We start from the raw sequence: 21,996 nt of genomic DNA, 5'->3' as shown, positions 1-21,996 counted from the left end.
GAGGCTTTTCGGTTACGAGGCTTTCGAGACCTTGTAGGCCATCGCCCTCGGGTAGTCGTGCCGGTTCAGGCGGACGCGGACCAGGAGCGGGCCGGCGTTGTACGGGTCGCTCGGGTCGGTAAGGCGTGAGAGCAGGGCGTCCAGGTCCGTGGGGTGGGCGATGCTGACGCCGTTCGCCGGGCTGCCCTCGCCGGCGAAGACCTGCGCGAGGCGGTCGTAGTGCCAGGGGTGGAGGACGTTGTAGAAGTCCGGCTCGGTGGGGTTCCGCTCCGCGAAGTAGGAGGGGTGCACCAGCATCTGCTCGATGCCGTAGAAGTGTCCGTTGTCCAGGACGAACACCACCGAGCGCAGCCCGAGCCGGGTGTGGGTGGAGATCTCCTGGCAGGTCTCCTGGAAGGAGCCGTCGCCGACGAACACCATCGGGCGGGCGCTCTCCCGCTCGGGAGCGAGCGCCGCGCCGGTGGCCGCGCCGACCGACCAGCCGATGGACAGCCAGCCGACCTGGGACAGGAACCCGCCCGCGGCCAGGAACAGGTTCATCGAGCCGATGAGGGAGAACGCGGCGTCCGACACGACCGTCCAGTCCTCCCCGGTCTCCTCGCCCAGGAAGTGGTTGATCCGGTCGAACAGGCCGTCGTACGTGAGGTGTTCGGCGTTCCGGGTCCGGGCGCGGTCGATGCTCAGCGAGGCGCGGTACTGCGCCAGGCCGGCGGGGCGGTCGGCCCGCGCTCCGCCGTAGCTGTAGGACTCGGCGTAGTAGTCGGCCGCCAGGCCCCCGGAGCCGTACTCCTTCACCAGCGCGTCCTGGAGGGCGGGCAGCAGGTGGGCGAGCTGGACGTCGGGGAAGTACGACGTGCCGACGCTGATGCCGCCGTGCGCCGCCATCGCCCAGTCCGTGCCGACGTTCTGCTCGCCGCCGAGGTTCTTGGACGTGGACCAGGCGCCGAGCCCGATCCGGCAGGTGGCCCAGTCCTTGAAGATCGCGTGCACGTCCGGGTGGCTGGCCTTGCCGTTGTACACGCCGTGGAACTGCGGGAGGTGCTCGTCCACGACGGCCTTCGCGCCGACGGTCGTGCAGAACGGTACGCCGGTGGCCTCCACCAGGTCGGTCAGTTCCTCGCCGAGGCGGAACCGGTCGATCTCCTCGCCTGCCCACACGATCGCGCGGGGCCTGCCGTCCGGGCCCGGATGTTCCTCGATCAGGGTGAGGATCGCGTGCACGGAGTCTTCCAGCATGGTCTGGTTGCGCGTGCTGAACGGCCGTTCACGGCGGACGATCGGCTCCGTCGGCGCGGGACACGGCTCGTCCCACAGGTCCTCCATGACCTCCAGATAGACCGGCCGGCGCTCGGAGACGGACGCGGTGAGCGCGGCGTCGATCTGGGCGGGCGCGAGGCCCGGGTGGGAGATGACCTGTGCGTCCACGGTGACCTGCCGGTAGACGTCCAGGTTGCTCTCCGCGCGGGGGCTCATGTGGGAGGTGAGCAGGCCGACTGCCCGGTAGTTCTGCCACTGCTCGTACGGCGGGCAGGCGTTGACGGCGATGAGCGGAATCTGCTCGACGTACGCGCCGCCGCAGGCGTTGAGCAGGTTGAACGCGCCCACGCTGTACGTGACCGCCGCCGCGCCCACGCCGTGGATGCGGGCGTAGGCTTCGGCGGCCTGGCCCGCGCCGCCCTCGGTCGGCGTGCCGACCCACTCGACGTCGCCCTCGGCCCGCAGGGTGGTCAGGAACGGGCCGAGGTGGTTGCCGGGGACGCCGAAGAGGTGGGTGATGCCCAACTCGGCCAGCCGCAGGGCGAGATAGCGGGCGACCGTGCAGGTGGAGGTGGTCGCGCTCACGAGGACTCCCCCTCCCGGTCCGGGCCCGGGTCGGTGACCGGCGGGGCCTGGTGGACGGCGAGGGCGGCGCGGACGGCGCTCTCCAGCGCGCCCTCGATCCATGCGTGCTTGAGGGAGGTGTGCTCGCCGGCGAAGTGCACCGGGCCCTCGGGCCGGGAGGCGTCCAGGTGGAAGCTGGTCATCTGGTGCGCGGTGTAGATGGCGGCCTCGCCGAAGGCGTAGGGGTCGCGGGCCCAGCTCTGGGTGGTGCCCCGGCCGGTGAAGAACACCTCGACGCGCCGGCCGTGCAGGGCCTGGAGGTTGCGCAGGGCGTAGACGTAGCGCTCCGTCTTCGGCATGGAGTCCCAGCGCGCGGCGTCGTCGGACCAGCAGTACGCGGCGAGGACGACGCCGCCGCCGGTGCTGCCCTCGACCGGGTGCGAGGGGTAGTACATGAACCGGTTGGGGTTGTCGGCGGCGGAGCCGCCGCCGAAGCAGTGGGTGGCGGGGCGGACGGCGGGGCCGCGCAGCGGCAGGGAGCCGTTGAGCCGGCGCATCTCCGCCGTGACACCGCTGTCCTTGACGGCGGCGCCGAGCAGCCCCGCCTCCGGCTCGGGCAGCGTAGGCGCGGAGACGGAATCGGTGTCGGCGTCGTCGCCCCGGCGGTAGTACGCGTACAGGCCCGGCGCGATGCTCTCCAGCTCGTCCCGCCAGTCGTCCTCGGTGAACTCCCACCACCGGTGGCTGAATTCGAGCAGTACCTTGGTGGCCTGGTCGTAGTGGGTCTCGATGATCGCGCGGCGCTTCTTGTACGACATGGAGGGGACGATCTCGACGAAGCGCAGGGAGGAGAACGGGATGGTGACGATCGCCAGGTCCGCCGTCCACAGGCGGGGCGGTGCCTGCGGGTCGTCCTCGGCGACGGTCTGCACGGCCACGCCCCAGCCGTCGTGGCCGACGGCGCCGGTGCCCTCGGGGTCGGTGTCGCGGCTGGGGTCGTGGTACTCCAGCCGGATCATGCGCTGCCCGAGCCGCACCTCGTCGAGCAGGCCCTGGTGGAGGGTGTGCGGCAGGCGCCAACTGCCGCCGGGTATCTCCCAGTAGCGGACGGCGGGGTTGATGTCGCTGCGGCTCAGGAAGCTGTGGAAGAAGGACAGGTACAGCCGCGAGGACATGTTCTCCAGGGTGCCGAGGGCCTCGACCGCCTCGTCGCTGAGCCCGGCGCGGTCGCGCAGGAAGGCGCCCATCGAGTAGCCGTCGAAGTCGCGGATCACCCGGGCCCAACCCTCGATCCACTGCTGGACGGGCTTGTTGACCCGCTTGCCGTCGACGACGTCGGAGTAGTAGTCCCGTACGCTCTCCAGCGCGGCGTCCACCATCTGTACGACGGGGGCGCGGACCTCGTCGTCGGGGAGGTGGAAGCCCTCGTTGATCCGCTCGGGGGCGGTGGCGTAGTCGGCGCGCCGGACCTGGACGCGGTTGGCGCGGATCCAGGAGTTGCCCCGCTTGTCGGGCTCGCAGAACTCCGGGCTGTCGTCGCCGTAGCTCCAGGTCCGACCGGTGAAGGAGCTGTACGTCACCGGCGGGACGGGGACGTCGGGGCCGCTGCCGGTACCTGGGTCGATGTCCACGTTGTAGAACTGGCGCCGGCCGAGTCCCAGCTTGTCGACGAGGGCGAGGACGAGCGGGTGGAAGTCGGGCAACCGCATCGCCCCGGCCTCGGCGTACTGGGCCGGGTCGGCGAAGGGCTGGTGGTGCTCGGTGGTGCGGAAGGTCTTGACGCGTCCGCCGACACGGTTGGCGTTCGCCTCCAGGACGGTGACGTCGTGACCGGCGTCCTTGAGCAGTCCGGCGGCGACGAGGCCGGTGACGCCGGCGCCGATGACGAGGATCTTCTTGCGCGGGTGCCGGGTGGGGCCGAGGCGGCCCGTGTCTATCAGGGTGTGCAGGTATGCGAGCTTGAGGTCCTCGCCGCCGGGTCCGACGAGTAAGAGTTCCCGGGCCAGCCTGAGACATGTCTGCCAGCGGGCACGGGTGGCGGAGTTGTCCCGTGGATTGTCGGTCATAGCCTGCGATCGTAGATATGCGGAAACGGTTTCGCGGTTCACCTCGGGGACAAAGTCCGGAAAACGCCGAGGGGGCGGGTGACGTGATTTCTACTTACTTGGATTACCCTCGCGAAGACAGAAGATTCCCGAGGGACGGGAGGGGGAGGAGGATGCGACTGAAAAACAATTCTCTTGCAGAATGTGATATTCCGGAGGCGAAGTCGCGCAGACCTCACCGCCCGCCCGTCGTTAAAACCGTCAGCCAACTTCCCCCAACAGACGGCCGAAGCAGACGAGTTGACCTATGCATCCGGCCAACGTGGGCTCGATGCCGAGCGCCCGTACGTTCATTCGGATTTCCGGTCGCGCCGCACCCTGGTCGATCCTCCGCTCTCAGGTCGGGCGATACCGAAGGTGCACCACCGCCGAGCAATCGTCACCATTGAGCCGTGCGAGCCGTACGGGCGTGCCGCCCGGATTTTCGAACAGTCGGATTCCCTCGCCGAGCAACACGGGCACGATATGCAGATCAACCTCGTCGATCAGCCGGCGCTCCAGGAGCCGCCGGCCGATCGCGGGCGAGAAGACTTCGAGGTTCATGCCGCTGGCGGACGCCGGCCCGATCCGGACCGCCTCGGCCACGTTGCAGTGCAGGAAGGTCACCCCGCCGGCGGGCCGCGCAACCTCGGGGTGGTGCGTGAGGACGAACAGTGGACCCGTCCCGGCGCCGCCGTAGACGGCGCCGGGGTCGGGTCAGGCGTTCCAGCCGTCCCGGCCGCCCAACACTGCGCCGGTCGTCCGGACGTACGCGTCGATGAGGCTGGGCCGGGGCGGGAGGCCCGTCATCCAGTCCATCGCATGGTCCGGCCCGGCCACGAACCCGTCCAGCAACATGGTGAAGTGCCAGAGCATCTTTCCTGCGGTGGCGTCCTGGCGGGGCTTGGCGTCCATGGCCGTTCCTCTCGCCGCTTCTCGTCATCCCTCGCAGGCCCCCCCGCACCGTGATGGACTCGGCTCCGCCTCGAAACTCACCGCTCCCCCGCCCCGGTCACGATTGTGTTTCGGCCACCCCGCACCCCCTTGCCTCCACCCCGTGTAATCGATTCCAATCCCTCCTACGGCACGGCGTGGAATCGATTACACGCCTGTTCCGACAAGGAGTCTCACGAGGAGGTGAGCCGGCGTTGGCGAGTATCAAGGATGTCGCCGCTGCGGCCGGGGTGTCCGTGGCCACGGTGTCGCGTGTCCTGAACGCGCACCCGTCGGTCAGTGCCGACGCACGCGCACGTGTGCTGGCCGCCGTCGAAGAGCTGGGGTATCGGCCCAACGCCGTCGCCCGCTCCCTGCGCACCGACCAGACCCACACCCTCGGGCTCGTGATCAGCGACGTGCTGAATCCGTACTTCACCGAGCTGGCCCGTTCCGTCGAGGAGGAAGCACGGACCCTCGGGTACAGCGTGATCATCGGCAACGCCGACGAGCAGCCCGAGCTGCAGGACCACCACGTGCGGAATCTGCTGGACCGGCGGATCGACGGGCTGCTCGTGTCGCCCACGGACGGCGGGTCGCCGCTCATGCTCGACGCCGCTCGGGCCGGGACCCCGATGGTGTTCGTCGACCGGTGGATCCCGGGCGTGGACGTGCCCGTCGTGCGGGCCGACGGGCGGGAGGCCGTACGGGATCTCGTCGCCCATCTGTGCGCGCTCGGGCATCGGCGGCTCGCCATCATCGCCGGGCCCGCCGCCACGACCACCGGCAGTGAGCGCGTGGAGGCGTTCCGGGCCGCCCTGGCCGAGTACGGGCTCGCGCTCCCCGACGCATACACAGGCCAGGGCGACTTCCAGGCCGAGAGCGGGCGGCGGGTCACGGAGGGGTTCCTGGATCTTCCGGAGCCGCCGGACGTCGTCTTCGCCGCCGACAACCTCATGGCGCTCGGCGCGCTGGATGCCGTACGCGCGCGTGGGCTGCGCGTTCCGGACGACATCGCGCTGGCCGCGTTCGACGACATCCCCTGGTTCGTGCACACCGACCCGCCCGTCACCGCCATCGCCCAGCCGACCGGTGCATTGGGAAGGGCCGCTGTGCGGGCCCTCGTCGATCGCATCGAGGGGCGGACCCCCCGGTCCGTCACCCTGCCCGCCCGGCTCGTCGTGCGCCGCTCGTGCGGCGAGCCTTCCCCGAAGAACAGGAGCACGTCGTGAGCAACCCGGACGAGTTGCTGCGCATCGAGGGCATACGCAAGACCTTCCCCGGCGTGGTCGCGCTCGACGGCGTCGACTTCGATCTGCGCCGGGGCGAGGTCCACGTGCTGCTCGGTGAGAACGGCGCCGGCAAGAGCACGCTCATCAAGATGCTCTCCGGGGCGTACACGCCCGATGGCGGGCGGATCCTGGCAGGTGGCCGGGTCGTGCGGATCCACGGTGCGCAGGACGCCGAGCGACTCGGGATCGCCACCATCTACCAGGAGTTCAATCTGGTGCCCGATCTCACCGTCGCCGAGAACATCTTCCTCGGGCGGCAGCCTCGCCGCTTCGGGCTGATCGACCGCAAGCGGATGGAGGCCGAGGCCGAAACCCTCCTCGCACGCGTGGGCGTCGACGTGTCGCCACGCGCGCGTGTGCGGGAACTCGGCATCGCCCGGCTGCAGATGGTCGAGATCGCCAAGGCGCTCAGCCTGGACGCGCGCGTGCTCATCATGGACGAGCCGACCGCCGTGCTCACCTCGGAGGAGGTGGAGAAGCTCTTCGGCATCGTGCGCTCGCTGCGCGAGGACGGCGTCGGGATCGTCTTCATCACCCATCACCTGGAGGAGATCGCCGCCCTCGGGGACCGGGTCACCGTCATCCGGGACGGCAGGAGCGTCGGGCAGGTACCCGCCTCTACCCCCGAGGACGAGCTGGTACGGCTCATGGTCGGGCGGTCGATCGAGCAGCAGTATCCGAGGCGGCGGGCCGACCGCGGTGCCGCGTTGCTCGGCGTCGACGGGCTCACCCGGGACGGGGTCTTCCACGACGTGAGCTTCGAGGTGCACGCCGGGGAGGTCGTCGGGATCGCCGGGCTCGTGGGCGCCGGCCGTACCGAGGTCGTGCGGGCCGTGTTCGGGGCCGATCCGTACGACGGCGGGGTCGTCACCGTCTCCGGTACGCCCCTCAGGCGGCATGACGTGAACGCCGCCATGGCCGCCGGGATCGGGCTCGTACCCGAGGACCGCAAGGGGCAGGGGCTCGTCCTCGACGCCTCCGTCGGGGAGAACCTCGGGCTCGTCACCATGCGGTCCGCCACCCGGGCCGGGCTGGTCGACCGCAAGGGGCAGCACGTCGCCGCCGAGCGGATCGCCGCACAGCTGGGCGTGCGGATGGCCGGGCTCGGGCAGCATGTGCGCACCCTGTCCGGCGGCAATCAGCAGAAGGTCGTCATCGGCAAGTGGCTGCTGGCCGACACCAAGGTGCTGATCCTCGACGAGCCGACGCGCGGAATCGACGTCGGCGCCAAGGTCGAGATCTACCAGCTGATCAATGAGCTGACGTCCGCCGGTGCCGCCGTGCTCATGATCTCCAGTGATCTGCCGGAGGTGCTCGGCATGAGCGACCGGGTGCTGGTCATGGCCCAGGGCCGGATCGCCGGTGAACTCGCGGCCGACGAGGCCACCCAGGACGCCGTCATGGCGCTCGCCGTCTCCACCCCCACCGCCGAGCAGGACACCGAGAAGGAGGCCAGCCGTGGCCACTGACACGCTCAAGAGCACGACGGGCGCGAGTGGCGCCCCGGGCGGCCTGCGCCGGCTGCTCCTCGACAACGGCGCGCTGACCGCGCTGATCGTCCTGGTCATCGCCCTCTCGGCGCTGTCCGGGGACTTCCTGACGACCGACAATCTGCTCAACATCGGTGTGCAGGCCGCTGTCACGGCGATCCTCGCCTTCGGTGTCACGTTCGTGATCGTCTCGGCCGGTATCGATCTGTCGGTCGGCTCCGTCGCCGCGCTGTCGGCGACCGTGCTGGCCTGGAGCGCCACGCAGCACGGGGTGCCGGTGCCGCTCGCGGTGCTGCTCGGTCTCGCCACGGGAGTCGTGGCGGGGCTGGTGAACGGTTTCCTCATCGCCTACGGCAAGCTGCCGCCGTTCATCGCGACGCTGGCCATGCTGTCCGTGGGGCGCGGTCTGGCCCTCGTGATCTCGCAGGGTTCCCCCATCGCCTTCCCCGACTCGGTCTCGCACCTCGGTGACACGCTCGGCGGCTGGCTGCCGGTGCCGGTGCTGGTCATGGTCGTCATGGGGCTGATCGCCGCGCTCGTGCTGGGGCGCACGTACATCGGTCGCTCCATGTACGCCATCGGCGGCAACGAGGAGGCGGCGCGGCTGTCCGGGCTGCGCGTACCGAGGCAGAAGCTCGCGATCTACGCGCTGTCCGGGGTCTTCGCGGCCGTCGCGGGCATCGTGCTCGCCTCCCGGCTGTCCTCGGCGCAGCCGCAGGCCGCCGACGGCTACGAGCTGGACGCGATCGCGGCGGTCGTCATCGGCGGTGCCTCGCTGGCGGGCGGCACGGGCAAGGCGTCCGGCACGCTGATCGGCGCGCTGATCCTGGCGGTGCTCCGCAACGGTCTCAACCTGCTTTCCGTGTCGGCGTTCTGGCAGCAGGTCGTGATCGGTGTCGTCATCGCGCTGGCGGTGCTGCTGGACACCGTGCGCCGCAAGGCCGGGGCGAGCCCGGTGGCGGGCGGGCCGGGCGGGGGCAGCAGGGGCAAGCAGGCGGTGACGTACGCCCTCGCGGCCGTCGTCACCGTGGCGGTCGTCGGCGCGACCTCCTTCCTGCACACCGGCTCGTCGTCCTCGGCGAACCCGCGCATGGGTCTGTCGCTGTCCACCCTCAACAACCCGTTCTTCGTGCAGATCCGGGCCGGTGCCCAGGCCGAGGCGAAGAAGCTGGGGGTGGACCTGACCGTCACCGACGCCCAGAACGACGCCTCGCAGCAGGCCAACCAGTTGCAGAACTTCACCAGTTCGGGCCTCGGCGCGATCATCGTCAACCCGGTGGACTCGGACGCGGCGAGCAACTCGGTGAAGGCCGCCGACCAGGCGAAGATCCCGGTCGTCGCCGTCGACCGCGGTGTCAACAAGGCCGACGTGGACACCCTGGTGGCGTCCGACAACGTGGCCGGCGGTGAGCTGGCCGCCAAGGCGATCGCCGAGAAGCTCGGCGGCAAGGGCAGGATCGTGATCCTCCAGGGCCAGGCGGGCACGTCGGCGGCCCGGGAGCGGGCGCAGGGCTTCGCGAACGGCCTGAAGGCCTACCCCGGCATCCAGGTGCTGGCCCAGCAGCCCGCCGACTTCGACCGCACCAAGGGCCTCGACGTGATGGCGAACCTGCTCCAGGCCCACCCCGATGTGCAGGGTGTCGTCGCCGCCAACGACGAGATGGCGCTCGGCGCGATCAAGGCGCTCGGCTCCAAGGCCGGCACATCGGTCCAGGTGGTCGGCTTCGACGGCACCCCCGACGGGCTGACGGCGGTGAAGGACGGCACGCTGTACGCCTCGGTCGCCCAGCAGCCCTCGCAGCTGGGAAGGATCGCCGTGGACAACGCGCTGAAGGCCGTGCAGGGCAAGAAGGTGGAGCCGACGGTGAAGGTACCGGTGAAGGTGGTCACGAAGGACAACGTGGCCGGATTCACCGGCTGACAACGGGCGCCCGGATCATCTCTCAGGGGAGTCAACTGATGTACGACTACGACCTGTTGGTCGTGGGTTCGGCCAACGCCGACCTCGTGATCGACGTCGAGCGGCGGCCCGCCGCCGGCGAGACGGTGCTCGGCGGTGACCTGGCCGTCCACCCGGGCGGCAAGGGCGCCAACCAGGCGGTCGCCGCCGCCCGGCTCGGCGCGGGTACGGTCCTGCTGGCCCGGGTCGGCGACGACGGCCACGGCCGGCTGCTGCTCGACTCCCTGCGCGCGGCGGGCGTCGACACGGTCGGCGTGCTGGTGGGCGGGGCGCCGACGGGCGTGGCGCTGATCACCGTCGACCCCGAAGGGGACAACAGCATCGTGGTGTCACCCGGCGCCAACGCCCGGCTCACCCCGGCGGACGTGCGGACGGCGGGCAGCCTCTTCCATGCCTCCCGGGTGGTGTCGACGCAGCTGGAGATCCCGCTGGAGACGGTCGTGGAGGTCGTACGGAACCTGTCCCCGGACAGCCGTTTCGTACTGAACCCGTCGCCGCCGCGGCCGCTGCCCTCGGAGGTCCTGGCGGCCTGCGACCCGTTGATCGTCAACGAGCACGAGGCCCGGGTCGTCCTCGGCGACGCGTGTGTGAGCGAGGAACCCGAGGACTGGGCGAAGCTGCTGCTGGCCAAGGGGCCGCGCTCGGTGGTCGTGACCCTGGGGGCCGAGGGTGCTCTGGTGTGCGACGGCTCCGGGGTGACGCGGGTGGCGTCGGTGAAGGTGGACGCGGTGGACACCACGGGCGCGGGCGATGCCTTCACCGCGGCCCTGGGCTGGAAGCTGGGGTCGGGCGCGGGTCTGGCCGAGGCGGCGGGCTACGCGGCCCGGGTCGGCGCGGCCGCTGTGACCGGGCGGGGTGCGCAGGAGTCGTACCCGACGGCGCAGGAGGTCGACTCCCTGTGAAGAAGGCGGGGATCCTCAACCGCCATCTCGCCGGCGCGCTGGCCGAGTTGGGGCACGGTGACGGGGTGCTGGTGTGCGACGCGGGCATGCCGGTCCCGGCCGGGCCGCGCGTGGTGGACCTGGCGTTCCGTGCGGGGGTGCCGTCGTTCGCCGAGGTGCTGGACGGGCTGCTGGCCGAGCTGGTGGTGGAGGGCGCGACGGCGGCGCGGGAGCTGCGCGGCCCCAACCGGGCGGTGCTGGAGGGCCACTTCCGGGACCTGGAACTGGTCCCGCACGAGCGGCTGAAGGAGCTGTCGGCGGGCGCCCGGCTGGTGATCCGCACCGGGGAGGCCCGGCCGTACGCGAATGTGCTGCTGCGGTGCGGGGTGTTCTTCTAGCGCCCGGACAGCGCCCGGACGTGCCGGGCGCAGGGGGGCGTGCCCCGGTCGGGCGACCGGGCACGCCCCCTCCGCGTGCCTCAGGACCGCGGCTGCGGCTCCGGGTCGTCCAGGACGATGCCCCAGGCGTCGTCCTTCCCGATCCGCACCGTGAGTTCCTGTGTGCGGCGGGGGCCGGAGAAGTGCAGGACCACGTCCTGGCGCACCGAGCCCTCGTCGAGGAAGTCGGCGCTCACCTCGGACCGGGCCGCCCTGCCGTAGGCCTTGACCCAGGCGCGGGCCGCCGGACCCGCGTCGCCGCCCTCGGTGTTCAGGGCGGCGAGGCCGTCGGCGTCCTGGTCGGCGAGGTGCCAGACGACCTTCTGGACCGTTTCCAGACTGCCCGTGCTGGGGTGGCCGGTGACGCGCAGCGGACGGTGGTTCGCGTAATCGGTCCGGTAGTCCAGGTGGTCGTCGCCGCAGGCCGTCAGGGCGGCGCCGAGTGCGAGCGCGAGGGCGGCGGCCCGGATGTGGCGCGGTTTCACGGTCAGCTCCTCGACTTCGGGCGCAGGATGATCACGCGCTCGATGTAGTTGGCCTTGTGGCGGTAGCGGGCGATGGCCGCGCTCAGCGTGGTCTTGTTGACGCCGCCGTGCTGGCGGAGCTGGATGTTCCGGCCGTTGTTGCCGACCACGACCGCCGCGTGGTTGTAGACCTTCTCCTTCTTCCACTTGAACATGACGATGTCGCCGGGCCGGGCGTTCTTCTGCGACACCGACGGGGCGTGCCGGTACCTGGTCATGTGGCGGCGGAAGTTCTCGGCGCCCGACCAGGTGTAGCTCTTGTTCTTGATCGTGCCGAACAGGTAGTACTGCTGCCACCAGGCGCGGTCGTGCTTGCGGCCGCCGGAGCGGGTCTTCATCTTGCCGCCGTGGTAGAGGGCCTTGGACACGAAGTTCGTGCAGTCCTGGCCGTACTCCCACTTGGTGTTGATGTTCTTCGAGGCCCAGTTGGCGGTGCCGGAACCGGAGACCGCGGCGGCGCGCAGGGCCACGGGGGACGCGGCCGTCTTCTCCTCGGCCGGGAAGCCGTCGGCGTCCAGGGCGATGGGCTCGTCCGGGACCTCGTCGGCGTCCTGGGCGTCGGGCGGGGCCACGTCCAGGCCGTTCCAGGCGGAGGGTGCCTCGGTCAGCACGGTCTCGGCGGCCGGGGCGTCGGCCGCCAGGTGCAGGATCGGGGCGCCGCCGTTGCTGCTGAAGGTGAACCGCTGCTCCTGGCGCCCCTCGTCCGGCTCGGCGGCGCCGTCCTGCTTCAGCTGGGCCGACTCCTCGACCGCCGCGCGCAGCAAGACGGCGCCGTCGGCGTCGGTGCCGACCAGGACGTCGGACAGCTTCACCGAGGCGTCGGTGTAGGTGCTGTCGTGCCGGGCGAGGGCCTCGCGGGAGTCGATCAGGGCCGGGGCCTGGGCGTTCAGCAGGTCCGCGAAGGACGTCCCGCGGGTACTGGCGGCGAGCGCGGCGGCCGCGGTGGTGTGGCGGCCGGTGAGGAGCCCGGCCCGGGCGTCGAGGTACTGCTGGACGATCTCCCGGTAGGCGGTGGCGCCGCCCGGGACGCCCGCGGTGGTCACCGGCCCGGCGGTGGCGTCGGGGCTGGTGCCGTGGTCGGTGCGGGCCTGGACGAAGACGCGGTAGGCGGTCTTGTCCGCGAGTCCGGTGACGACGGCGCGGGGGGCGGGCGTGGTCACACGGGCGGCCTCGCTGCCGTCCTCCTTGCGCACGACGACCGTGTACGCGGGGCCGTCGCCGGCCGAGCCGTCGTCCTGCGGCGGGTTCCAGGTGGCCAGCAGTCCGCCGGCGCCGGAGGTGGCGCGGACGTCCTGCGGGCGGCCGGGGGCGGCCGGGGGAACGTAGTCGATCACCAGGCGGGGCCGCTGGGCGGCGTCCTTGGCCCGGCCGGAGTGGTAGGCGACGGCCTGCCGGTCACCGGAGGGCGGCCGCAGCGCGAGGCCCTCGCCGCTCCCCTGCTCCAGCCAGGACTGGACGACCGCGGTGAGATCCTGGTCGGCGGGGCGGGCGGCGTCACCGAAAGGAGCCTCGTCGAGCAGGTCCGGGAGGTCCTTGCCCTTCTGCGGGGCCGTCCACGGGTCGAGCAACTCGTAGATCTCGGCGGGCCGTTCGGTACCGCTCACGGGCGTCAGCCGCAGCCTGGCCCCGGCGATCCTCGCTCCGGCGGGCACCTTGGTGAGGTCGGGCTTGAACCAGGCGGTGTGGTCGGCGTCCAGCACGAGCCGCTCGTCGCGCACCGCCGGGCCGTCCTCGCGCACGGCGGCGGTGGCGTCGTCCAGCGACGTGCCGCTCAGCGTCAGCGACTTGGTGTCCGGCGCCTTGGGGCCCGGCTGGTCGGACGCGGTGAACTCCTGCTCGTACGACCAGGCCGAGCAGCCGGCGTCGGTGCAGGAACGCATCGCCCACAGGTACGTCGTACCGGAGCGCAGCGCGCCCGTCGGCACCTGGGCCGCCGCCCGCCGGCCACTGTCCACCCAGGCGTCGGGCACGTGCACGCCGTCGAGCGGCTTGCCGTCCTCGTCGCGCAGGGCGAACTCGGCGCGCACACGGCCCTGTTCGGGACTGGAGGCCACGCCGGAAAGGAGCGGGGTGAGGGTGTCGGTCGCGCCCTGCTCCAGCGCCTGCGGCATGTCGGGCAGCCCGCCGGGCCTGCGGCCGGTCTGCACCGTGAACGTGGTCCACTCCGACCAGGCGAGGTTGTAGTGGGTGCCGTCGTAGGGGCTGGTGCGGAAGCGGTAGGTGGTGCCGTCCTTCAGCAGTCCGTCGGGCAGGGTGACGGCGGCGGGGCGCCCCGAGTCGACGTACGGCGAGACGAGGTACTCGCCGACGCGCTTGCCGGTGGCGGCCTCGACGACCTCGAAGGTGCCGTTGATCCGGTCGCCGTCCTTGTCGGAGAACGTGTCGCGCAGCGTCGGCGTGGTGGTGTCGACCTGCCAGGTGCCGGAGGCGTCCTTCACGTACGGCGGTCCGGCCTGCCGGTTGTTGCCGGAGCGCGGACGGAAGTTGTACGTGACGGTCAGCTTCGGCGGGTTCGCGGTCGCGTTGGCCGAGTTGACGCGTTTCCAGGGGGCGACGGCGGACTCGTCCGCGGCCCGCAGGGCCATCGTGCCCTTCGGCGCCTTGGCCGAGGCCCAGGTCTGTACGAGGGCCGTCACGTCGGCGCCGATCCAGCCGTCGGCGCCGCAGGCCGGGTTGCCCTTGGTCTCGGTGGAGGTGGCGTACTTCTTCTGTGTCGCGGGCTGGTTGGTCCAGCGGCTGGCCGTGGTCGCCGCGTCGGCCGACCAGACCTCCCAGGCCTGCGGCTTGCAGTCGGTGTTGGCCGAGTGGAAGTTCCACAGGTTCAGTCTGGCGCTGCTGACCAGGGCGTCCGCGACGGGGGCGGTGCCCCAGGTGAGGAACGAACGGGCCGTACGAGGGCTGCCGCCCGCGTTCTTCGTGCCCGGGTTGCCGAAGTCCAGCTCGGTGTCGGTGGACCAGTCGCGGGTCTCGCCCTGCTGGACGTAGGTGTCGAAGACGTTGCTCAGCGCCGAGGTGGACGGGTCGACGGTCACCGGGTAACGGGTCTTCGGGTCGGCCAGGAAGCCGGCGTCGGGCGTCACCACGAGATCGAAGGAGTCGTCGCCCTTCTCCACGACCTCCATGTCCACCGCGACCCGGCGGGTGTGCTCGCCGGAGCGCTCGTCGACGGTGGCGTCCCACATCACCGGCGCCGGCATGACGGCGCGCTCCTGGCCGGTGCGCCGGTCGGTGAACAGCACGCTGCCGTCGGGCTGGTGCCCGACCTTCAGCCCTTCGGCCCGCAGCGGCAGGGTGTACCGATAGGCGCCCTTGTCCTCGCCGGGCTCGGGGCGCTCCTTGATCTCGACGTACTGCTCGAAGCCGGTCCGGGTGGCCTCCACGACCACGTCGGCGCCGGGCACCGCCTCGGGGTACTCGGCCCGGTTGCCGTCCAACCGGGGCTTGGGCAGACCGCCCTTCCACTGGAGGGTGACCTGCCGGTCGCCCTCGCCGAGGGTGACGAGGTCACGGGGTCTGGCCGTACGGGTGTCGGCGAGCGAGTCGGCCGTCCGCCCACCGGGGCCGCCCAGGGTCAGGTCGGCGGGGTGCGCCTTGGGGGCGACGGAGCCGTCCGGGCGGGCGGCCAGGTCGGTGTCGACGGCGACCCAGCGGCCGTCGCGTTCGAAGCGGACCGGGCCCGCGGTCAGTTCCGTGGTCAGGGAGCCGTCGGCGTGCACCCAGGTGGTGGCGGTCTCGGTCCGCTCGGACAGGGCCTCCACACGGTCGCCGGTGCGGCGGGCGGCGGCGAGGGCGGACGGAACGTCAGGGGCCGTCGTGGCGGCCGGTACCGGGGCGTCCTGCCGCAAAGGCGCGGTGGCGTACGCCGGTGCCGTCGGCAGCAGGACGGACAGGAGGACCAGGCCGGTGACACCGGCCTTGGGTATGCGCATGTGTTGCTCAAGCCTTTGGTCAATAGCGAGTAATGCGATGGCAAAGTCTAGGAGGTGCCGCGATGCCCACATGACAGCCAATGACCGTTTTACAGCTATCTATCCGCAGATCCACCCGACCGCCCCACAGGTGACAATGATCATGGGTCGCACGGGAACGCGCATGCCCGGAATCCCGTCGTTCGCCCGTCATCCCAGCCGCGCCGGACGCCTACGCCCCCCCATTTCTCCACCAACGACTGGGCAAGCTTCCTCACCGCCGTAAAGCAGGGCCACATCCGCGACTGAAAAGCGAAGGGCCTGCCCGGACCGGCGGTCGGGCAAGCCCCTCACCTCATCGGCTCATCAACGGACCGAAATGGTCACGGCCTTGGAAACGGCCCCGCCGTCCTTGGTGCGGATGATCTGGACGCCCTTGCGGTTCGCCTTCTCCGCGAGGCGGTAGCCGCCGCGCTTGACCGTGGTGGTCACCGGCAGGTTGACCCACTGGGCGCCGCGCTTCTCCTGGAGCGTGACCTTGCTGCCCTCCTTCAGACCGGCGGCACGGCCGGAAAGGAGCACCTTGTCGCCGAGCCTCACGTGGGTGTCGCCCGCCGAGAGGGTGAGGGTCGGGTGGGGAGCGGGGGCCGCGGTGGCGGCCGTGGCGCCGCCCACGACCAGTGCGACGGAAACCAGGGAAACTGCGGCGGTGGCCATCTTCTTCATGAAAACTCCTTGAACTGAGTTGTTCTCCATCCACCCTTGCGGCGGACTCAGCCGTACAGACACGACCTGCGGTTTCGCCGGTTCCTGAATTTCTCGAAAAAGAAAAAGAGACAGGTATTCCACAGGAATACCTGTCTCTTTCACAGAATTTAGCCGCGGTTACAGGAATGCGCTGTGGAAACGCTCCGCCGTCTCCGCCAGCACCTCCCGCCCGTCCCGCGCCCACAGCTCGTCGTTGAACAGCTCCACCTCGATCGGGCCGGTGTAGCCGGCCGCCTCCACGTACCCCCGCCACTCGCGCATGTCGATCGCGCCGTCGCCGATCTGGCCCCGGCCGTTGAGGACGCCCTCGGGCAACGGGGTGATCCAGTCGGCGAGTTGGAAGGTGTGGATACGGCCGCCCGCGCCCGCGCGGGCGATCTGCGCGGGCGCCTGGTCGTCCCACCAGATGTGGTACGTGTCCACCGCGACGCCCACCTGCCGCGCCGGGAAGCGTTCCGCGAGGTCCAGCGCCTGGGCCAGGGTCGAGACGACGCAGCGGTCGGAGGCGTACATCGGGTGCAGGGGCTCGATGGCCAGGCGGACGCCGTGGTCCTCGGCGTACGGGCCCAGCTCGGCGAGGGCGTCGGCGATCCGCTCCCGTGCCCCGCGCAGGTCCCTGGAGCCGGCCGGCAGGCCGCCGGAGACCAGGACGAGCGTGTCCGTGCCGAGGGTCGCCGCCTCCTCGATCGCCCGCCGGTTGTCGTCCAGCGCCTTCGCCCGCCCGGCCGGGTCGATCGCCGTGAAGAAGCCGCCCCGGCACAGGGTCGTCACCGTCAGGCCCGCCTCGCGGATCAGTTTCGCCGCCGCCTCCAGGCCGTACGCCTGGACCGGCTCGCGCCACAGGCCCACCTGGCCGATGCCCGACTGTCCGCACGCGTGGGCCAGTTCGGGCAGCGGAAGCTGCTTCACCGTCATCTGGTTGATGCTGAAGCGCGCGAGATCAACGCTCACTGGTCCACTCCGTACAGGGCTAGCAGGTTCTTCATCCGTTCCTCGGCGAGCTTCGGGTCCGGGAACAGGCCGAGGCCGTCGGCGAGTTCGTACGCGCGGGCCAGGTGCGGGAGGGAGCGTGCCGACTGGAGACCGCCGACCATCGTGAAGTGCCCCTGGTGGCCCGCGAGCCAGGCCAGGAAGACCACGCCGGTCTTGTAGAAACGGGTCGGGGCCTGGAAGAGGTGGCGGGACAGCTCGACCGTCGGGTCCAGCAGTGCGCGGAAGCCGGCCGTGTTCCCCGTGTCCAGGACCCGGACCGCCTCGGCGGCCAGCGGGCCCAGCGGGTCGAAGATGCCGAGCAGGGCGTGGCTGAAGCCCTGGTCGTCGCCCGCGATCAGCTCGGGGTAGTGGAAGTCGTCGCCGGTGTAGCAGCGGACTCCGTGCGGGAGACGGCGGCGCAGGCCGATCTCGCGCCGGGCGTCCAGCAGGGACACCTTGATGCCGTCGACCTTGTCCGGGTGGGCCGCGACGACCTCCAGGAACACTTCCGTCGCCGCGTCCAGGTCGGGCGAGCCCCAGTAGCCCTCCAGCGCCGGGTCGAACATCGGGCCCAGCCAGTGCAGGATCACCGGTTCGGCCGCCTGGCGCAGGAGGTGGCCGTAGACCTCCAGGTAGTCCTCCGGACCGGAGGCCACAGCGGCCAGGGCCCGCGACGCCATCAGGATCGCCCGGGCGCCCGACTCCTCCACGACCGCGAGCTGTTCCTCGTAGGCCGCGCGGATCTCCGCCAGGGAGCCGCCCGTGATCTGGTCGGTGCCGACCCCGCACGCGATCCGGCCGCCGACCGACCGTGCCTCGGCCGCGCTGCGCCGGACCAGCTCGGCCGCGCCCGCCCAGTCCAGGCCCATGCCGCGCTGGGCGGTGTCCATCGCCTCGGCGACGCCGAGCCCGTGGGACCACAGGTGGCGGCGGAAGGCGAGGGTGGCGTCCCAGTCGACGGCGGCGGGCGCGTCGGGGGACACGTCCGCGTACGGGTCGGCGACCACGTGGGCCGCCGAGAAGACCGTACGGGAGCTGAAGGGGGTGCCGGACGAGATGACCAGCGGGCCGGTGCGGGGCTCGTACGTCCGCAGCGCGCCGCCCGCCGAAGGAAGCCGGATCGTCACAGCGCGACCTCCGGCACCTCGATACGGCTGCCCTCGGCCGACGACTTCAGGCCCAGTTCGGCGAGCTGCACTCCACGGGCGCCGGCCAGCAGGTCCCAGTGGTACGGCGCGTCGGCGTAGACGTGCTTGAGGAACAGCTCCCACTGGGCCTTGAAGCCGTTGTCGAAGTCCCCGTTGTCCGGCACCTCCTGCCACTGGTCGCGGAAGACCTCCGTCGCCGGGATGTCCGGGTTCCACACCGGCTTGGGGGTCGAACTGCGATGCTGGACACGGCAGTTGCGCAGGCCCGCCACCGCCGAGCCCTCGGTGCCGTCGACCTGGAACTCCACCAGTTCGTCGCGGTTGACGCGTACCGCCCAGGAGGAGTTGATCTGGGCGACGGCACCGCCGTCCAGCTCGAAGATGCCGTAGGCCGCGTCGTCCGCCGTGGCGTCGTAGGGCTTGCCGTTCTCGTCCCAGCGCTGCGCGACGTGGGTGGTGGCGAGGGCCTGGACGGACTTCACGCGGCCGAACAGCTCGTGCAGGACGTACTCCCAGTGCGGGAACATGTCGACGACGATGCCGCCGCCGTCCTCGGCGCGGTAGTTCCAGGAGGGGCGCTGGGCGGGCTGCCAGTCGCCCTCGAAGACCCAGTAGCCGAACTCGCCCCGGACGGAGAGGATCCGCCCGAAGAACCCGCCGTCGATGAGCCGCTTCAGCTTCAGCAGGCCCGGCAGGAAGATCTTGTCCTGCACGACGCCGTGCTTGACGCCCTTGGCGTGGGCGAGGCGGGCGAGTTCGAGGGCGCCCGCCAGGCCCGTCGCCGTCGGCTTCTCGGTGTAGACGTGCTTTCCGGCCGCGATCGCCTTCCGGAGCGCCTCCTCACGGGCGGAGGTGACCTGGGAGTCGAAGTAGATGTCCACGCCGTCGTCCGCGAGGACCGCGTCGATGTCCGTCGAGACCTCCTCCAGACCGTGCCGCTCGGCGATCTCCCGCAGCGCGTGCTCACGGCGGCCGAGCAGGACGGGCTCCGGCCACAGCACGGTGCCGTCGCCGAGGTCGAGGCCGCCCGCCTCGCGCAGGGCGAGGATCGACCGGACGAGGTGCTGGCGGTAGCCCATGCGCCCGGTCACGCCGTTCATGGCGATACGCACCGTCTTGCGTGTCACGTCAGTCCCCTCTGTGGGCGCCGCGCGCCCCGATCAGTACGACAAGCGAGTGCAGCAAGCGCTTTCTATCAGTGAGAAGCTAGCCTCTGGACACTGGTCTGTACAAGACCGTGTCCCCTTCGAGTTGTTCGAGGGGGCGAACGACCGGGGTTCATGGCTTTAAGGTCTGCTGGAAGATCTGCTCGGAACCAGGAGCAGGGTCTGGCTGTCTACGAGGGCGTACGACACGAAGCGCGACCGGAGGACGACGACATGACGGTGACCCTGGCGGACGTGGCGGCCCGCGCCCAGGTCTCCCCCGCGACGGTGTCGCGCGTGCTGAACGGCAACTACCCGGTGGCCGCCTCCACACGCGAACGGGTGCTACGGGCGGTGGACGAGCTGGACTACGTCCTCAACGGTCCCGCGAGCGCGCTGGCCGCCGCCACGTCCGACCTGGTCGGGATTCTGGTGAACGACATCGCGGACCCCTTCTTCGGGATCATGGCGTCCGCCATACAGGCCGAGATCGGGGGGCCGGGCGGCCGGGCGGGCGGCGAGCGCCTGGCGGTCGTCTGCAACACCGGGGGCTCGCCCGAGCGCGAGCTGACGTATCTGACCCTGCTGCAGCGGCAGCGGGCCGCGGCCGTGGTGCTGACCGGCGGCGCCGTGGAGGACGCCCCGCACGCGGCGGCGGTCGCGGCGAAGCTGCGCAAGCTGGCGGAGGCCGGGACCCGGGTGGTGCTGTGCGGGCGGCCGCCGGCGCCGCAGACCGAGGCCGTCGCGCTGACCTTCGACAACCGTGGCGGCGCACACCGGCTGACCGAGCACCTGATCGGTCTCGGCCACCGCCGCCTCGGCTATATCGCCGGGCCCGAGGAGCGGACCACGACCCGGCACCGGCTGGAGGGCCACCGCGCGGCGCTGGCGGCGGCGGGGATCGAGGACGACCCGCGCCGGACGGTGTACGGCCGCTACGACCGCCGGTCCGGGTACGAGGCCACGCTGGAACTGCTGCGCCGGGACCCGGGTCTGACGGCGATCGTCGCCGCGAACGACTCCGTCGCGCTGGGGGCGTGTGCCGCGCTGCGGGAGTCGGGGCTGCGGATTCCCGGGGACGTGTCGGTGGCCGGGTTCGACGATCTGCCGTTCAGCATCGACGCGGTGCCTTCGCTGACGACGGTGCGGTTGCCGCTGGCGGAGGCGGGGGCCAGGGCCGGGCGTATCGCCATGGGGCGCGAGGAACCGCCGCCGGGCGGTGTCGCGACGGTCCGGGGGGAGTTGATGGTGCGGGGGTCCTCAGGAGTGCCGCGCGCCTGAGCGCCCGCCACCCGATTGTTCCCGGCCGGCAAGCGAACGGCCCAGCAGCGGGAGCGGGGCCTCGCCCCTGCGGCGGTCCCGGTACCAGCGCCGTCCCGTCTCGTAGGCCTGGCGGGCGTTGCGCAGGGCGGGGATCTGGTTGGCCAGGTGGACCTGGTAGCGCCAGGGGGACTCGTGGCCCGTGCGGACCGACATCGCGTAGGCGAAGGAGACCGGGTCGCGGTCCAGGTAGTCGTCCAGCTGTTCGAACCAGGCCATGCTGGAGCGCGCTCCGGCCTGGATGGAGTGCAGTTCCGCGCGCCGGTGCTCGTCGTACGCGCGCAGCGCCGCCTGCGGATCCAGCTCCTGGGCGAGGCTGTGGGCCAGCACGATCGCGTCGATCATCGCCAGCCGGGTGCCGGACCCGAGCGTGAAGTGGGTGGTGTGCGCGGCGTCGCCGGCCAGGACGATGTTGCCGTCGACCCACGTCTCGTTGCTGAGGTGCGTGAACCGCTGCCACTTCGCCGGTTCGCCGCGTGATCTGCTGATCAGGGAGTGGCCGTCGAGCGCGCGGTGGAAGATCTTCTCCAGCAGGGGTACGGCGTCCTCGGCGTCGAGCGAGTCCAGGCCCAGGCCCTGCCAGGTCTGCGGGGAGCACTCCACGATGCAGGTGCTGATCCCGCGGATCGACGGATAGGCGTGGAACCAGATCCAGCCCGCCGGGGTCTGTTCGAAGCAGAACACGAAGCTGTCGAACTGCCGGTCCGTGCCGAGCCAGATGTAGTGATTGCGGCCGGTCTCCGTCGTGGTGCCGAAGTGCTCGGCGCGGCTCTGCCGGATCCGGCTGCCCGCACCGTCGGCGGCCAGGACCAGGTCGGCCTCCGGCAGGTCGGCGGGGTCGGCCAGGCGCTCCCCGTGCCGCACGTCCACGCCGAGTGCCTTCGCGCGCCGGGTCAGGACGTCCAGCAGGGCCGCGCGGCCCATGCTGTAGCCGTACCCTCCGAAGTACGCCGTACCGTCGTGCCGGCTGCCGTGCAGTTGCACCTCCTGCCCCTGCCAGAGCACGGAACCGGCGCTCACCGCCCGGGCGCTCTCGGGGTCGTTGCGGTGCAGGATGTCCAGCAGGTCGCTCCAGTACACGACGCCCCAGCCGTACGTGGCCTCCGGCGGGTCGCGTTCGATCACCGTGATCTCGTGCCCGGCGTCCCGCAACTTCGCCGAGATCGAGAAGTACAGCCCGGCCGGGCCTCCGCCCACGCAGACGATCCTCATCCGGTCACCGCCTTCACGGCCGCGGGGTCACGCCCCGGGGTCATAGGGATCCGGGTGCCCAAGGGCCGGGCACCCGGATCCGTCCTTCGTTTCGAGGGGGG

The 21,996-nt window shown here is 71.4% G+C and carries 17 protein-coding genes and 1 pseudogene; 6 read left to right on the top strand and 12 right to left on the bottom strand.

Annotation, left to right across the window (positions count from 1 at the left end):
* Window positions 1-12: 12 nt before the first annotated feature.
* The 4 genes from ADK64_RS34565 to ADK64_RS46790 all read right to left on the bottom strand — a co-directional run bounded on the left by ADK64_RS34565 (window position 13) and on the right by ADK64_RS46790 (window position 4,820).
* On the bottom strand, window positions 13-1,842 hold the full coding sequence (locus ADK64_RS34565; protein ID WP_053665681.1) for a thiamine pyrophosphate-binding protein: 1,830 nt from the start codon (window positions 1,840-1,842) through the stop codon (window positions 13-15).
* Window positions 1,839-3,887 carry a flavin monoamine oxidase family protein gene (locus tag ADK64_RS34560; protein WP_053665679.1) on the bottom strand — a complete coding sequence of 683 codons (2,049 nt, stop codon included), beginning with the start codon at window positions 3,885-3,887 and terminating at the stop codon, window positions 1,839-1,841. The genes ADK64_RS34565 and ADK64_RS34560 overlap by 4 nt, the downstream gene beginning before the upstream one ends.
* A 375-nt stretch (window positions 3,888-4,262) precedes the next feature.
* Window positions 4,263-4,532, bottom strand: coding sequence for a dihydrofolate reductase family protein (locus ADK64_RS46795; RefSeq protein WP_234384811.1), 270 nt, complete (start codon window positions 4,530-4,532; stop codon window positions 4,263-4,265).
* Window positions 4,533-4,622: 90 nt separating this feature from the next.
* Entirely contained in the window at window positions 4,623-4,820 is a 198-nt protein-coding gene (locus ADK64_RS46790) for a hypothetical protein (RefSeq protein WP_053665677.1), read from the bottom strand.
* Between the two features lie 233 nt (window positions 4,821-5,053).
* Here ADK64_RS46790 and ADK64_RS34545 point away from each other — a divergent pair, with 233 nt between their 5' ends.
* From ADK64_RS34545 to rbsD, 5 genes are read left to right on the top strand one after another with little or no spacing between them, the layout of a single operon-like run.
* Window positions 5,054-6,070: a LacI family DNA-binding transcriptional regulator gene (locus ADK64_RS34545; RefSeq protein ID WP_053665675.1), complete on the top strand. Its 1,017-nt coding sequence runs from the start codon at window positions 5,054-5,056 to the stop codon at window positions 6,068-6,070.
* A complete protein-coding gene (locus tag ADK64_RS34540) occupies window positions 6,067-7,599 on the top strand; it encodes a sugar ABC transporter ATP-binding protein (RefSeq protein WP_053665673.1) in 1,533 nt (510 codons plus the stop codon). The genes ADK64_RS34545 and ADK64_RS34540 overlap by 4 nt, the downstream gene beginning before the upstream one ends.
* Window positions 7,589-9,541 (top strand): substrate-binding domain-containing protein, encoded by a 1,953-nt coding sequence (locus tag ADK64_RS34535; protein WP_053665671.1) that lies wholly within the window; start codon window positions 7,589-7,591, stop codon window positions 9,539-9,541. Before ADK64_RS34540 ends, ADK64_RS34535 begins: the two co-directional genes overlap by 11 nt.
* Before the next feature lie 38 nt (window positions 9,542-9,579).
* Window positions 9,580-10,482 (top strand): ribokinase, encoded by a 903-nt coding sequence (locus ADK64_RS34530; protein ID WP_053665669.1) that lies wholly within the window; start codon window positions 9,580-9,582, stop codon window positions 10,480-10,482.
* Window positions 10,479-10,859, top strand: a complete 381-nt coding sequence (rbsD, locus tag ADK64_RS34525) for a D-ribose pyranase (RefSeq protein WP_053665667.1) — start codon at window positions 10,479-10,481, stop codon at window positions 10,857-10,859. The genes ADK64_RS34530 and rbsD overlap by 4 nt, the downstream gene beginning before the upstream one ends.
* 80 nt (window positions 10,860-10,939) lie before the next feature.
* Here rbsD and ADK64_RS34520 read toward each other — a convergent pair whose 3' ends face one another.
* The 7 genes and pseudogenes from ADK64_RS34520 to ADK64_RS34495 all read right to left on the bottom strand — a co-directional run bounded on the left by ADK64_RS34520 (window position 10,940) and on the right by ADK64_RS34495 (window position 19,345).
* Entirely contained in the window at window positions 10,940-11,383 is a 444-nt protein-coding gene (locus ADK64_RS34520; protein ID WP_053665665.1) for a hypothetical protein, read from the bottom strand.
* Between the two features lie 2 nt (window positions 11,384-11,385).
* The gene (locus ADK64_RS47870; protein WP_234384825.1) at window positions 11,386-13,302 is read right to left on the bottom strand and encodes an amidase domain-containing protein; all 1,917 of its coding nucleotides are present in this window, start codon (window positions 13,300-13,302) and stop codon (window positions 11,386-11,388) included.
* 258 nt (window positions 13,303-13,560) lie between these two features.
* Window positions 13,561-15,351, bottom strand: a pseudogene (locus ADK64_RS47865) (DNRLRE domain-containing protein); the annotation flags it as partial.
* Window positions 15,352-15,696: 345 nt separating this feature from the next.
* Window positions 15,697-16,056, bottom strand: coding sequence for a hypothetical protein (locus tag ADK64_RS34510; protein ID WP_234384810.1), 360 nt, complete (start codon window positions 16,054-16,056; stop codon window positions 15,697-15,699).
* Window positions 16,057-16,215: 159 nt separating this feature from the next.
* The gene (locus ADK64_RS34505; protein ID WP_053665826.1) at window positions 16,216-17,013 is read right to left on the bottom strand and encodes a sugar phosphate isomerase/epimerase family protein; all 798 of its coding nucleotides are present in this window, start codon (window positions 17,011-17,013) and stop codon (window positions 16,216-16,218) included.
* Between the two features lie 32 nt (window positions 17,014-17,045).
* On the bottom strand, window positions 17,046-18,197 hold the full coding sequence (locus ADK64_RS34500; protein ID WP_053665661.1) for a dihydrodipicolinate synthase family protein: 1,152 nt from the start codon (window positions 18,195-18,197) through the stop codon (window positions 17,046-17,048).
* On the bottom strand, window positions 18,194-19,345 hold the full coding sequence (locus ADK64_RS34495) for a Gfo/Idh/MocA family protein (protein WP_053665659.1): 1,152 nt from the start codon (window positions 19,343-19,345) through the stop codon (window positions 18,194-18,196). Before ADK64_RS34495 ends, ADK64_RS34500 begins: the two co-directional genes overlap by 4 nt.
* 252 nt (window positions 19,346-19,597) lie before the next feature.
* Between ADK64_RS34495 and ADK64_RS34490 the strand changes: the two genes are divergently transcribed.
* On the top strand, window positions 19,598-20,644 hold the full coding sequence (locus tag ADK64_RS34490) for a LacI family DNA-binding transcriptional regulator (RefSeq protein ID WP_053665657.1): 1,047 nt from the start codon (window positions 19,598-19,600) through the stop codon (window positions 20,642-20,644).
* Here ADK64_RS34490 and ADK64_RS34485 read toward each other — a convergent pair.
* The gene (locus ADK64_RS34485) at window positions 20,624-21,895 is read right to left on the bottom strand and encodes an FAD-dependent monooxygenase (protein WP_053665655.1); all 1,272 of its coding nucleotides are present in this window, start codon (window positions 21,893-21,895) and stop codon (window positions 20,624-20,626) included. The two genes, ADK64_RS34490 and ADK64_RS34485, sit on opposite strands and share 21 nt — an antisense overlap.
* Window positions 21,896-21,996 lie beyond the last annotated feature (101 nt).

Source organism: Streptomyces sp. MMG1121 (assembly GCF_001280015.1).
Taxonomy (GTDB): Bacteria; Actinomycetota; Actinomycetes; order Streptomycetales; family Streptomycetaceae; genus Streptomyces.
Note: the sequence above shows the minus strand (reverse complement) of the source record. Positions and strands in the feature narration are given on the sequence as shown.